The 13,290-nt window shown below is 39.8% G+C and carries 12 protein-coding genes; 3 read left to right on the top strand and 9 right to left on the bottom strand.

Annotated elements, in window-relative coordinates; all coding sequences use genetic code 11:
* Positions 1 to 8: 8 nt before the first annotated feature.
* Complete coding sequence (asnB, locus tag A9C19_RS01555; protein WP_072578322.1) at positions 9 to 1,922, top strand: asparagine synthase (glutamine-hydrolyzing); 1,914 nt, start codon at positions 9 to 11, stop codon at positions 1,920 to 1,922.
* A gap of 109 nt (positions 1,923 to 2,031) precedes the next feature.
* On the opposite strand, the gene A9C19_RS22410 is transcribed toward asnB, so the two are convergent.
* A complete protein-coding gene (locus A9C19_RS22410) occupies positions 2,032 to 2,157 on the bottom strand; it encodes a hypothetical protein (protein ID WP_267888741.1) in 126 nt (41 codons plus the stop codon).
* A gap of 237 nt (positions 2,158 to 2,394) precedes the next feature.
* Positions 2,395 to 3,300: a helix-turn-helix domain-containing protein gene (locus A9C19_RS01550; RefSeq protein WP_072578321.1), complete on the bottom strand. Its 906-nt coding sequence runs from the start codon at positions 3,298 to 3,300 to the stop codon at positions 2,395 to 2,397.
* Positions 3,301 to 3,602: 302 nt separating this feature from the next.
* Between A9C19_RS01550 and A9C19_RS01545 the strand changes: the two genes are divergently transcribed.
* The gene (locus tag A9C19_RS01545; RefSeq protein ID WP_072578320.1) at positions 3,603 to 5,243 is read left to right on the top strand and encodes a M4 family metallopeptidase; all 1,641 of its coding nucleotides are present in this window, start codon (positions 3,603 to 3,605) and stop codon (positions 5,241 to 5,243) included.
* A gap of 190 nt (positions 5,244 to 5,433) precedes the next feature.
* Here the strand turns inward: A9C19_RS01545 and A9C19_RS21630 are convergent, their stop codons facing one another.
* Both A9C19_RS21630 and A9C19_RS01540 read right to left on the bottom strand, forming a co-directional pair.
* Positions 5,434 to 5,610 carry a hypothetical protein gene (locus A9C19_RS21630; protein WP_158515041.1) on the bottom strand — a complete coding sequence of 59 codons (177 nt, stop codon included), beginning with the start codon at positions 5,608 to 5,610 and terminating at the stop codon, positions 5,434 to 5,436.
* Between the two features lie 73 nt (positions 5,611 to 5,683).
* The gene (locus A9C19_RS01540) at positions 5,684 to 6,433 is read right to left on the bottom strand and encodes a DUF6904 family protein (RefSeq protein WP_072578319.1); all 750 of its coding nucleotides are present in this window, start codon (positions 6,431 to 6,433) and stop codon (positions 5,684 to 5,686) included.
* A 139-nt stretch (positions 6,434 to 6,572) separates the two neighbouring features.
* Here A9C19_RS01540 and A9C19_RS01535 point away from each other — a divergent pair, with 139 nt between their 5' ends.
* Positions 6,573 to 7,361 (top strand): TIM barrel protein, encoded by a 789-nt coding sequence (locus A9C19_RS01535; RefSeq protein WP_158515040.1) that lies wholly within the window; start codon positions 6,573 to 6,575, stop codon positions 7,359 to 7,361.
* 73 nt (positions 7,362 to 7,434) lie between these two features.
* On the opposite strand, the gene A9C19_RS21120 is transcribed toward A9C19_RS01535, so the two are convergent.
* The 5 genes from A9C19_RS21120 to nikB form a co-directional block, all read right to left on the bottom strand.
* Positions 7,435 to 8,325 carry an MORN repeat-containing protein gene (locus A9C19_RS21120; RefSeq protein WP_158515039.1) on the bottom strand — a complete coding sequence of 297 codons (891 nt, stop codon included), beginning with the start codon at positions 8,323 to 8,325 and terminating at the stop codon, positions 7,435 to 7,437.
* A 160-nt stretch (positions 8,326 to 8,485) separates the two neighbouring features.
* The gene (locus tag A9C19_RS01525) at positions 8,486 to 9,802 is read right to left on the bottom strand and encodes an MATE family efflux transporter (protein WP_233499225.1); all 1,317 of its coding nucleotides are present in this window, start codon (positions 9,800 to 9,802) and stop codon (positions 8,486 to 8,488) included.
* A complete protein-coding gene (locus tag A9C19_RS22175) occupies positions 9,780 to 11,432 on the bottom strand; it encodes an ABC transporter ATP-binding protein (RefSeq protein WP_072578317.1) in 1,653 nt (550 codons plus the stop codon). The genes A9C19_RS01525 and A9C19_RS22175 overlap by 23 nt, the downstream gene beginning before the upstream one ends.
* A complete protein-coding gene (gene nikC, locus A9C19_RS01515; RefSeq protein WP_072578316.1) occupies positions 11,429 to 12,280 on the bottom strand; it encodes a nickel transporter permease in 852 nt (283 codons plus the stop codon). Before nikC ends, A9C19_RS22175 begins: the two co-directional genes overlap by 4 nt.
* Positions 12,262 to 13,230, bottom strand: a complete 969-nt coding sequence (gene nikB / locus A9C19_RS01510) for a nickel ABC transporter permease (protein ID WP_072581695.1) — start codon at positions 13,228 to 13,230, stop codon at positions 12,262 to 12,264. Before nikB ends, nikC begins: the two co-directional genes overlap by 19 nt.
* Positions 13,231 to 13,290 lie beyond the last annotated feature (60 nt).

Here is a 13,290-nt window from a genome sequence, read left to right as displayed (position 1 = left end):
TGACATTCATGTGCGGGTTTATTGGATGTATGCACGAGATGAACGGGAATAAGTCACATGAATTTACACAACAGTTTGAGGATATGAATACAATTATCCATCATAGAGGTCCCGATGATTCGGGTTTTTTTTATGATGCACACATAAGCTTTGGTTTCCGACGGTTAAGCATTATTGATATTGAGAGCGGACATCAGCCCCTTTCCTATGAGAATTCCCGTTATTGGATTATTTTTAACGGTGAAATTTATAATCACATTGAACTACGTAATGAGTTGACTCACCAAGGTTATACATTCCAAACACATTCTGATACAGAAGTAATACTTGCTATGTATAGCGAATACAAGGAAAAAACACCTGAAAAACTCCGCGGCATGTTTGCATTTCTCATTTGGGACAAGCAAGAAGAACAATTATTTGGTGCCCGCGATCATTTTGGGATCAAGCCTTTCTTTTATAAGCAAGACAAGGAACGAACATACTTTGCTTCAGAAAAGAAGAGCATTACATTAGCTATGAAAAATGACATGATCAATTCTGAAGCCCTACAGCACTATTTAACCTATCAATACGTACCTGAACCACTAACCATGTCAGATGGAATTCATAAACTTTTACCTGGTCATTATTTTACGAAAAAACCGGGAGAAAGCATGAAAATTAATAAATATTGGCAGGCATCCTTTCAACCTGTCACAACTACAGAAGATCAACTAGTAAAAGAAATTCGTGAAGTATTAATTGATTCTGTAAAGGTCCATATGAGAAGCGATGTCCCTGTTGGCTCCTTCTTATCAGGCGGAATAGATTCTTCATTGGTCGTTTCTCTAGCAAAACAGATCAATCCACAAATTAAGACATTTTCTGTAGGCTTTGAACAAAATGGATTTAGTGAAATTGATGTAGCAAAGGAAACTGCCGATAAGCTCAATCTAGAAAACATTAGCTACTTAATCTCTCCTGAAGAATATATGAAGGAGCTGCCTAAAATTGTTTGGCACTTAGATGATCCACTTGCAGATCCTGCTGCTATTCCATTATATTTTGTAGCGCGCGAGGCAAGAAAGCATGTAACAGTTGTTTTATCCGGTGAAGGTGCAGACGAATTATTTGGTGGCTATAACATATATCGCGAGCCAGAGGATCTAGCCGTCTTTAACAAAATTCCACGTTCCCTCAAAAATCTACTACATAAAGTAGCAGCAGTAGTACCAGAGGGAGTTAAAGGGAAAAGCTTCATTGAACGTGGATGTACGCCAATGGAAAAACGGTATATTGGGAATGCTAAGATGTTTAGCGAAAGTGAGAAAGAAGCTCTTTACAAGTGGTACAAGCCAGACCTGCATCACTTGGATATCACCAATCCATTCTATGAAAAAACAGGTAGCTACGCCCCGGTAGAGCGTATGCAATACATTGATATTCATACGTGGTTAAGAGGCGATATTCTATTAAAAGCAGACAAAATGACAATGGCTAATTCACTCGAATTACGCGTTCCTTTCTTAGATAAAGAAGTCTTTAAGATTGCTTCTAAAATTAGCACCCAACACAAAACTGCACATAATACGACAAAATATATTCTGCGAAAAGCAGCAGAAGGTATTGTCCCTGATCACGTATTAACTCGGAAAAAATTAGGATTTCCTGTACCAATCAGACACTGGTTAAAAAACGAAATGCATGATTGGGCACTAAACATCATCAACGAAAGTGAAACAGATTATTTACTGAATAAAGATGTTGTCCTTAATCTTCTAAAAGACCATTGTAACGACAAAGCTGACTACAGCCGTAAAATTTGGACAGTTCTTATCTTTATGATCTGGCACCAAATTTATATAGAAAAGAAATATACATTTTTTGACCAAGCAAGTAGTATGAACAAACGTCAACCCGTTCTATCAAACTCATATTAAGTTAAAAGCAAAAAAACAGCCAGCCTCATCAATTTGCGAGGCTGGCTGTTTTTACATTCGACAATGTTCGGGCGGTGACAGGCACCAATAAAGTCACCACCCACCATTATTAATGCTGATCAGGTAAGTCTCCAAATAGTGGGGCAGCAACTTCAACTGGAGCAGCTTGTAGGAAAGATACTGTAGATAGGATAAGGGCAATGGCTAAAATACCGTTTAGGATTGTTTTTTTCATGGGTATGGCCTCCTTTTGATAATAGAATTTTGCTATAGATTTAGTATAACGAAATACTTTTCTCCTTGTAGAAGGCTTCTCGAATGACTGTACTTATTAAAATCTACACATCCTCTTCTTTTTTACTATTTTCCTACTAAAATATAATAATTGGAATATTCCCGACAATAACTGGCAAAGTTTGTGCATAATTTCACTTTCATCATTAATCAAATTCCACCGGTCAGACATGTAACATTACATACTCTTCTTAAATAGGCGTTGTTCCTCAAGCTCTCTCTTCAATTCATCCACTACATTCACCATTTCTACTTTTCCTTGGAGCTCAAATAGTGTACGGCTCTTTCTCACATACTTATCTCCATTTACCACGTCGCCCAACCGATAATGATTTGACCCACATTGGAAATATAACTCTCCTAATAAGTACATCGTTTCAAGCTTCATCGCAATCTGAATCCCTTTATTAACAAAATACAATGACTTCTGATACTCCCTAATATCTGTATAGGCCTTTGCAATTCCATAATAGATTCGCAATTGAATCGATTCATCCTTTAATCCATCTAAATTCTTTATACTTTGCAACAATTTAGTATACAGCCCCAAAGCCTGCTCATACTTCTCTCGTTCCTTATACAAAATCGCCAAGCTATTTCCTATCTCAATCTCTCTTTCCTTCATTGAAGAACGATCATCTTTATAAGTCATAAACAATGCCTCGTTAATTTTCGCCATACTGAGCTGCTTGTTTCCATATAAATAGAACTCGCACACCCCTTCATGCCATAGCAAAAATTGCTTGTGCTCCACAGTTTGAAAAAGCGGATTCTTTTTTTCCTGCTTAACAATCGTAGACACGGATTCATAATCACGTTCCCGAATATAAAAACGAATCATCTTATATACATCTCGCACATAATCGAGCCTTGGTGTTTCAGCTATTTCAAAAAAGTAATTCATGTCAACGCCAAGCTTTCTAGATAGCTTGTACAAAATAAGCGAGGAGGGAATTTCATTTGAATTCTCAATTTTACTTATTTGAGCTTGCGTGCAAATACCCTCTGCTAACTGCTGCTGGCTAAGATTCATTGACTTTCGAAGCCCCTTAATCACATGACCAATTTCAACAGGTTCATACATCACCAAGCTCCCCCTTTTATCTTTCGAAATTTTCAAATAGTTATTTCCACATTACCACATCTTTTATTACATCTTCTATAGTTCGAACTCTCTAGTTCATATTGCACACGAATTATGCGGAAAATTATATATTTATCTAAACTAGCAAGCCTCTCTAGCTTTAATCTACTCTAGTAACAAGCCAGCATAAAACAAGCCTCCAAACCGACTTTGCCGGAAAATAACCACTCTATTAAACTATGATTAACACGTGGTTAGTAGAATTAGCTAGTTCTAAAATCTAGTAAAAAGGGGATTAAAACATGTCAAATTCAAAAAAACTAGCAACACTTGCACTTGGTACCTCTTTAGCATTCAGCACATTATTACCAACCTCTTCTTTTGCCCAAACCCCATCGGAAAAGATCATGGACAGTATGCAGCTAGAACAAAAACTAGTTGAAAAAGAGCAGCAAGTACCATCCTTTTTATCAGGTAAACTCTCAAAAACCAAAATCAAAACAGAAAAGGAAGTAAAAGCATTTTTAAAGGAAAATAAAGAACTATTTAAAATTGATTCTGCGAAAGAGTTGAAGTTACTCGAAAAAACAACGGATGAGCTTGGAATGACACACTATACGTTTGCACAAGTAGTCAAAAATGTCCCAGTTGAAGGAGCGATTTTCACTGTCCATACAGATGAAAACAATGAAGTGACAACTACAGCGGGAACACTCTATTCAGATGCTTCCGCTAAGGTAAAGTCGACGAGTGCTAAAATTTCTGAACAAAAAGCAGTTGATCTATCTTGGAAACACATTGATGTATCAGAAGAAGAAACACGCACCAACTCAAAGGAGCAACAACCGATCGTTGCAAAGGATAGCGTTCAAAACACATCCGTTAAAAAAGACCTTGTGATTCATGAAGAAAATGGTGTTTATACTCTTGCCTACAAAGTGCAGCTGCAATTTATTGAACCATACGGTGCAAACTGGCAAGTCTTCGTCAATGCACAAGATGGATCAATCATCGATTCTTACAATGCTGTTAATGATGCAGCAACAACCGGATCAGGAAAAGGGGTACTTGGAGATACGAAAACATTAAATACGTACTCTTCAGGTGGCACCTATTACCTTTATGACGTGACAAAGCCGATGAATGGGGTCATCGAAACCTTTACGGCACAAAACCGTTCAACTTATCCTGGTTCTTACTCAACTGATAGCAACAATGCTTGGACTGCTACCTCACAAGGTGCAGAAGTAGACGCTCATTATTACGCTGGACAAGTGTACGACTACTTCAAAAACACACATAACCGTAATAGCTTTGACAACAATGGCGCTACAATTCGCTCGACTGTACACTATGGAAGTAACTACAACAATGCGTTCTGGAACGGATCGCAAATGGTTTACGGTGATGGTGATGGCGTTACATTTGGTCCATTATCAGGTGCGCTAGATATTATCGCGCATGAATTAACACATGCTGTCACAGAACGTTCAGCAGGCCTTGAATACCGTAATCAATCTGGTGCTTTAAATGAATCATTCTCAGATGTTTTCGGCTATTTCCTTGATCCTCAAGATTACTTAATGGGTGAGGACGTGTATACGCCTAATAAATCTGGTGATGCCTTACGAAGCCTATCTAACCCAACTCTATATAATCAGCCTGAGCACATGAACCAATACGTGAACACAACTTCTGATAACGGCGGCGTTCACATTAATAGCGGAATTCCAAACAAAGCAGCCTACTATACGATCAATAGTATTGGAAAAGCAAAAGCAGAAAAAATCTACTACCGTGCTCTTACAGTCTACTTAACACCAACAAGTAACTTTAGCTATGCGCGCGCAGCCCTTCTTCAATCAGCTGCAGACCTTTACGGTAGCGGAAGCACTACGTATAATGCCGTAAAAACAGCTTGGGATAATGTTGGAGTTTATTAAAATAAAAGAATAATCTTTTATCCCCCCTATAAAAATAACGCCTTCATTCAGTAGGTTCTCGTTTAACCCACTGAATGAGGCGTCTTTTGTTCCACATATTCTCCCCCATTTGATCGATAATAGTAGGACATCTTCGTATCATTCATTCCTTTCACACTGCCCACCCACTTACTATCTCCTTGGAAATTTGCTATAAAAGCCCTGCTGAAGGAATTTCCTCATCATCAACCATTACCACAGTCAGTAAATACTCGACTACAGCTCTCTCAACCTTTCCCTTGTTCACTTGAACAAATCCAAATCCAACACCACACCCATTATCGCTCCAAACATCATGCAAAAACGAGGCAGTTTTTTCTTCATACACTATTCTCTCCCTTGAAGAGAACAGCCACCTCTCGGACATAAGTCGAGCAATTCCAGGTGGTGACAGGCACTCATCACCAATCTATCTCCTCAGGATATTCCTGACTAAAACGGACTTCATCAACTGAGCATCCGTGTTTTTCAGCTACCTGTTCGATTTTTCTTTCGAGGGTTTGGTATTCTGTTCCTTTCTCAGCCAATCGTTTCGCCATGATCGTGATATTCTTCTTTCGCTTTTCACTGTCCATTTCAATGAAACGAAGATTTAACATATCCACGTATTGATCTTTATAGTGGGAGGTTTCAAAATAGGAGCCGTTCATCGTTTTCAACGTACGACTATAAGCAGCGTCAGTTACCGTTTCCTTTAAGCACTCTGCAATAACGGATTGAAATAATCGTACCTGAATCAAAGATTGATCCCATATCACTCGATAATCCTCAAAAGGCTGGTAGCTTTTCTTGGATTCTTTTGTAGCATATAATTTTGTAAAATCATTTAACGCCATCATGACAAATAAAATCTCAGGCCATAAAAGGTTCACACTCATATATACATTTTTCTCACTTGTAATTGTAGAGAACCATTTCATTTTATCTGGGTCCATTCCGTTATCAACGAGCTCAATTTCTCTGTTTCCCATCATCGCATGACGGATATCATAACACACACCTAAGACCCTTAAACGACTTCCTCTTACATGTTCATATTCCCCTTCTTCTCCAACAATCTTATGAAGCGCCTCATATACTCCCTCGAAATCATCACGATCTCCACTTAATGTTATTCCAGCAAAATTAGGCGTCGCTTTAGCCTTCAGCATATATAATCCTCCCCTACGTACTAGCTGCTCTCACTATACCAAACAAAATGTTAAAAATATAATAAGAATCGTTGAAAACAAGCATCTTCTCTATTCAAATACGATACGTTAACAATAAGGTATAATTCGTTTTTTAGGAGTGGTTTTTATCGAAAATATTCGTCTGAAAGCTGCATTAAACAAAGAGCAGCTCCAAGATCGACTCCACTATCGTCCGGAAATCATTGAACTACATTTAGTAGAATCAGATTTAGACCATCCTGACAAAATCATATCAACCATACGTATGATCCAAAAATCAGGAACTCGCGTCTATCTCCATCATCCAATGAAACATAAAGGTGTGTATCTCGATATTATTAGCTCTGATCCCCACATGCGAGACTTTTATGATTGGTCTTGTAGAATTCTTTTTGACATATGTAAACAGGAAAACATCAAATGTGTCATTCACTGTCATTACATGCAATCTGCTAGTAGCAGGTACCATGAAAAAATGAAAAGACAGGAAACAAGGAAGAGAATAGAAGAAATTCTAAGCTATTCTAAACAAGTATTTCTGTGGGAAGATACAATAAACGGTATTTTCTCCGCTCAAAATCCATACTTATTGTCTGAAATCGTTCACCCTTTGAACCTTGCTCTAAACATTGACATTAGTCATTCCTTCATTGCACTAAGTGGAAGTAACATCGCCTTAGAGCAACACCTTGAAGCTCTACATCAATACGCTCACTATTTTCACCTTGTGGACTCAAATGGACGTAAGCACGATTCCTTACCTTTAGGAAAAGGAAAAATCAACTGGAATATGGTTAAACCTTATATTGGCCAAAAAGACTTCATCTTCGAAATTGACCTTAAAGATACCAACTATCTTGACTGCACAGCCATGATCGACAGCGCCAAGTACTTTCAAGCACTCTAAACCTTTTATTCCCCTACTCTGGTGTGGTGTAGGGGTTCATCTAAAAAACGGGTAGTGACAGGCACCTACAGTGCTACATCATCTCCCCGTTTATCCACTGTCCAGAATAAGTTGATCCATCTTCTCGATATAAGGTTCCTTCTCCATGTGGTTTTCCGTCCACAACTTGCCCCGTATAACGCTGTCCCGTTTTCCATTGGTATGTCCCTGTTCCAGTCATTTTCCCATCTATAAAGTCCCCGACATAGGTCGTTCCATCAGCCCACTTCATCTTCCCTTTTCCATGGGGCACACCTTTTACAACATCTCCCGTATAAGAGGAACCATCAGCTAACATCAACGTAGCTTGTTTTTCAGACGCTAAAATATTCGGTTCAACTACAGAACTTACCGAACTGTTTTTTAAAACAGCCTCATTACCTATTCGCCCCGTAACACCCTTATAAACTAAAAAACTTACTAAAAGGATTACACCGACAAAAACAAAGAGCTCCATGACCTTAAACCGCTTTTGAGATTTGGAGGTAGAAAGCGAACGACTTGAAACACGTTTCGTTTCATATTCTGTACTAAACAAAATTCGGTCGCACCCTTTACAAGTATTTCGTAAAGGTTCGTTAGCCGTATTACAAAACGGACAGATATAGTAATTTTCCACCTTAGCTTTCTTCGTTTTCGTATTCATACTTTGAGTACTAGAGGTATTCAAATGAGAGCGGGGTTTCGATTTAACAGCCGTGGTTGTCGTAGTTGCTTTAGTAGTCACTCGTGATGTCGTTTCTTTATTTTTCAATGTCTCGTAACACATTCCACACAAAATGATCTTCTTAAACTTTATATGTTGATCCTCTGGATGAAGAATTAGATACGCTGTCAACTCACTCTCTGTCAACAAATTCCGGTTGCGGTCTACATGCATAAAATGAGCCAGACTATCCATCTGATTACATCTGCTACACTTCATTATCTCAATCTTCCTATCTATATAAAGGTACATTCTTACTCATCTAAGAAATATTTTACAATTTATGATAAGCTTTTACCATCATTATAGAAAAAATAACCAATTAATGTGGATGGTTCGACAAAAACAGAGGGCTGATAGGCACCAAAAGTCGCCTCACTTAAAACTTTCCCTTGCCAACCCTTGGGATAAATACTGACAAAAAGAACGATCTTGAGAAGCTAAACAAAATAAACGCTAACCATATTCCGTGGTTCTGCATCACAGGTACAAAGAACCAAAGAACTGCTAGAAAGATGATCAATGCTAAGACAATTGAATCTCGGACAGGCTTCGCTTCTGTTGCACCAGCAAAAATCCCCTCAAGCTGCAGTCCCCAAAATCCAACGAGTGGAAAGAGGAGCATCCAGCCTAGCAAGGAGTTAGCCATCCCTCTTACCTCTTCATTCACAGCGAAAAAGGACACAATCGTTTCACCGAAAGTAAAGATTAAAAGTGCTAAAAGGATCGCTGATAGTAAGCCCCATTGACCAGATAAAAGATAGGCCCTTCGATAAAGCGGATACTGCTTTCCCCCTATTGCTCTACCAACAACAATACTTGATGCATTGGCAAATCCGCTAAAAAAGTAAGCCATGATATACTGAATTTGAAGTAAAATGGCGTTTGCTGCTAAGGTCACTTCCCCCATACTTGCACCCATTGAGGTAAAAATACCTGTCATCGCCAATAGACACACTGTTCGGAGGAATAAGTCACGGTTCACCTTCATCATCTTTACAAGTGTTCCCGCCTCAAGTAGTAATTTCATATCTACTTTCGAGAACTTTTCTTTATCCTTCCAATATATAAGCAACATCCCTAAACTAACTCCAGAGATTTCAGCAATTAAAGTTGCAAGTGCAACACCTTCAACACCCATTCCAAAGCCCATCACAAAAAGGACATCTAAAACGATATTCATGACGTTCATCACAACCTGTGTAACGAGTGCCAGTTTTACTTTTCCTAACCCAATGAGCCATCCAATAATGACATAGCTTGCTAGAATAAAAGGGGCACTCCAAATTCGTATAGAAAAATAGGTTGCCGCATAGCTCTGCACAGCTTCTCCTCCCCCAAGCAAAAGGAAAGCAGCAGCTAGGATTGGCTTTTGAAAGAGAACAAATATCAAACCAAATAAAATTGCTAATACCATCGGACGTAAGAATGAAAGAAGAACCTCCGTTTGATTATTTGCTCCCTCAGCCTGTGCAGTAAATCCACTTGTACTGACTCGCAAAAACCCTAAAAGCCAGTACAGCGTATTAAAAATAACAGCGCCAATCGCAACTCCACCAATCGACGCTGGATCAGGAATTCTTCCAATCACAGCAGTATCCACCGCTCCTAAAATTGGCGTCGAAATCCCCGAGATAATCAGAGGAATCGCCAGCACCATAAATTCCCTTTGACTAAAAACTATGTTCTTTTTCACTTATTTCGCTCCATTCTAACTGGGTCAAGGGGTCAGACCCCTCACCCCAGCTCTCCTCACCGGGCATCATCACAACCCGATCACACAGGTAATCAACCGCCCACTTATCATGAGAGATAAATAAAATCATCATCTTCGTTTTTCTCTGTACATCCTTTAATAAATCAAGGATTTGAATCTGAGTAGTCATATCAAGACTTGCCGTAGGTTCATCACAAACAAGAAGAGCTGGTTCAAGACTGAGTGCCCTTGCAATGGAAACACGCTGCTTCTGTCCCCCGCTCAATTCACCTGGATACGAATCAACATAGCGTTTATCTAAACCCACCATCTCAAGTAAAGTCTCTGCCATCTCTTTTTTCGTTTGACTTTCTCTCTTAAGAAAAGAAGGGTTCACTTCCTTAAAATTATCTAGTGGCTCCAATAAGCTCTTCCAGATAGGAAGCTTAGGATTTAACGTACTATTCGCATCCTGGAAAATCATTTGAACCTGTTTTCGATACTCTCGTAGTAAAGCAGGATCCTTAGGGACAGCTGGTTTTCCATTAAACAAAATCGTACCCTCCGAATAATGCTCCAGCCCTAAAAGAATTTTAGCAACAGTACTTTTCCCACTTCCGCTCTCACCAACTAACCCCACACACTCTCCATCCTTAATCTCTAATGAGAACCTATCTAGAGCGTGCACATTGCGAGAATACGACTTTGTGAGATTTCTAATGACCAAGTGGGACGGAGGGACAGACCTCTCATCCCTCTTCTCAATCCCAGTTAGATATGAGTCACGGGGTCTGTCCCCCTGGCCAACAAAAGCCTGAGCCTCACTCAACCCATAGCCACCAGACCTATCCCACTGATTCAAATCCTGACCCGAAACCCGCACTCCACTCAACCCATAGCCACGGGGTCTATCCCCCTGGCTCACGAACTCTTCCTTCACAATCTCTCCGTCACTCATCACATAAAGACGGTCCGCTCTCGTGTACGCCTCTTCAAGGTCATGCGTGATCATGAGGACTGCACAGCCGGTTGTTTTGCGAAGATAGTCAACGTAGTCCAACACCTTTTCACCGTTTTTGGCATCAAGTGCAGTGGTGACCTCATCACAAATTAGTAGGGATGGCTTTAATGCTAACGCCATGGCGATTGCTGCTCGTTGAACTTGACCGCCGCTTAGTTGAAAAGAATAGCTTCGAAATACACGTTCAGAGTCTAAACCCATTTCCTTAAGTACCTGCAACGATATTTCTTTCGCCACCTTCTTCGATACCTGTCGATGGGTGCGAATGGTTTCAATCATTTGCTTTCCTATTTTGATAAAAGGAGTAAAACTGCCACGGTAATCCTGAAAAATCATCGCAATCTCATGACCGAGCAGCCCTTGATGCTCTTTTGCACTTAATGTAAGAAGATCTTTTTCTTGAAACCTAATCGTACCAGACACTTCTAAATTAGGCGCAAGTAGTCCCATAATAGATCGAGATGTTAAGCTTTTACCACTTCCACTTTGACCAATTAAGCCGACCATCTCCCCTTTTTCAATAACAAGGTTTAGATCCTTCACAAGTCCGTGCTGAGAAGCTGAATCCTTAATGTGAACATGTTCCATAGTCAGTAAGATGCTTTTCAATTTTCAGCCCTCCTTTTTCGTATATCAAAATAGCCTTTTAATCCATCTCCGATTAAGTTACAGCATAAAACCGTCAGCATGATCGCTAGTCCCGGATAAATCATCAGGGAAGGAACCACTTGAAAAAAGCTTCGCCCATCATTTAACATCGCTCCCCATTCTGGGATAGGTGGTTGTGCACCGAGTCCAATAAAAGAAAACGCAGAAATGAGTAAAATCACTTTCCCAACATCAATCGCTGCCATCACAATGATATCGGGCATAATATGAGGGAGAAGATGCATGCGAATCGTTTTAAACGAACTTGAATGGGATATTTTTGAAACAAGAATATATTCTTTTTCCTTTTCTGCTAAGACCAGTCCACGGACCACACGTGCATACACAATCCATCTAACAAACACCATCGCAATCACTACATTCGTGATATTTGGTCCAAGTATTCCTGCAATTGCGATAGCTAGAATAAAATCCGGTAATGATAAAAATCCATCCACGATTCTCATTAATATCGCATCAATTTTGCCACCTACATATCCTGAAAAAATACCAATTGGAACCCCAATTAACACCGCCGTAAAAACCGTTAGTAAACCTAAACCAATCGTTAATTTTCCGCCATAAACGATGCGTGCAAATACGTCTCGTCCCATCTGATCTGTTCCAAGCCAATGAGTTAAAGAAGCAGGCTGCAACCGATTCCCCATCTCCACTAGAAAAGGATCGTGAGGAATAAATACTGGCGCTACTAGAATTAGTGCTACAATAAATGCAGCTAAAATCATTCCAAACACCAACGCTGGTTGCCGAACAATTTTGATTGATTTTTCTACTGCTGCTGTTGCCATGATCCTGCCTCCTTCCCAGAACGTATTTGTGGATTCAGCCATTGGTAAAGGAAGTCCACGATTAAATTCGTTATCACAACAAAACATCCAATTAACAAAATATAGCCTTGAATAAGGGGATAATCTCGATTCATTACCGAATCCACCATCAGTTCTCCCATTCCTGGCCATGAGAATAAAATCTCAATAACCATAACTCCTCCAAGTAGGCTTCCAACACTCAAACCAAACATCGTCACAAAAGGGATAAAGCTCCCTCGAAGCGCATGAAAAAGGAGAACGCGCTTGCTACTTAATCCTCTTGCCTTCGCAGACTCAATATAGGGACTTTGTAAAGTCGCAACCAATCGTTCACGCAACAAGCGAATATACATTGGGGCCATCACAATTCCTAGCGTGACCGAAGGCAAGACAAAATGTGCGAGCGTTCCTTTTCCCATAACAGGAAGTAACCCTAATTTATATGAAAAAAGATACATGAAAAGCAAGCCCAGCCAAAAACTCGGCATCGATGCACCTAGTAATGCGAATCCTCTACTAATGTAATCTGGCCATCTCCCTTCGTAGATGGCACCTAGAATTCCTAGTGGTACAGAGATGAAAAATAGGACAATCATGCCTCCAGCTGCAAGCGAAAATGTGGCTGGTAATCTGCTCATCAATAAATCGAAAACAGGTTTTTTCGCAATGATTGATTCACCTAAATCCAGCCTCATAACCCCTAGAAGCCAGCTTCCATATTGAGAAAGAAGTGGCTCATCAAAACCAAGCTCCTCTCTCACCCTTTGCTCATCCTCCGTCGTTGAAATCACATCGTCCACCTTTAACACACTACGAATGGGATCACCTGGGGCAACCTTCATCAGGACAAAGGTGACAAATGATAAAACAAAAATAATAAACACTAATTGAATAAGCCTCGAAACAAGCATTGATCCTACATTTTTCATCCTTCTCACCTCACATTTTGCTTTTAAAAAGTTTCCTAAAACGACAATAAAGGTGAAAGA

The sequence above is a fragment of the Bacillus weihaiensis genome (assembly GCF_001889165.1).
Classification (GTDB): domain Bacteria; phylum Bacillota; class Bacilli; order Bacillales; family Bacillaceae; genus Metabacillus; species Metabacillus weihaiensis.
This window is presented reverse-complemented; position numbering and strand designations above follow the sequence as displayed.

Excerpts from the sequence above, each read along its gene's own strand:
- asnB (WP_072578322.1), top strand. The coding sequence starts at position 9 with ATGTGCGGGTTTATTGGATGTATGCACGAGATGAACGGGAATAAGTCA.
- nikB (WP_072581695.1), bottom strand. The coding sequence starts at position 13,230 with ATGAAAAATGTAGGATCAATGCTTGTTTCGAGGCTTATTCAATTAGTG.
- nikC (WP_072578316.1), bottom strand. The coding sequence starts at position 12,280 with ATGGCAACAGCAGCAGTAGAAAAATCAATCAAAATTGTTCGGCAACCA.
- A9C19_RS01540 (WP_072578319.1), bottom strand. The coding sequence starts at position 6,433 with ATGCTGAAGGCTAAAGCGACGCCTAATTTTGCTGGAATAACATTAAGT.
- A9C19_RS22410 (WP_267888741.1), bottom strand. The coding sequence starts at position 2,157 with ATGAAAAAAACAATCCTAAACGGTATTTTAGCCATTGCCCTTATCCTA.
- A9C19_RS21120 (WP_158515039.1), bottom strand. The coding sequence starts at position 8,325 with ATGAAGTGTAGCAGATGTAATCAGATGGATAGTCTGGCTCATTTTATG.
- A9C19_RS01545 (WP_072578320.1), top strand. The coding sequence starts at position 3,603 with ATGTCAAATTCAAAAAAACTAGCAACACTTGCACTTGGTACCTCTTTA.
- A9C19_RS01550 (WP_072578321.1), bottom strand. The coding sequence starts at position 3,300 with ATGTATGAACCTGTTGAAATTGGTCATGTGATTAAGGGGCTTCGAAAG.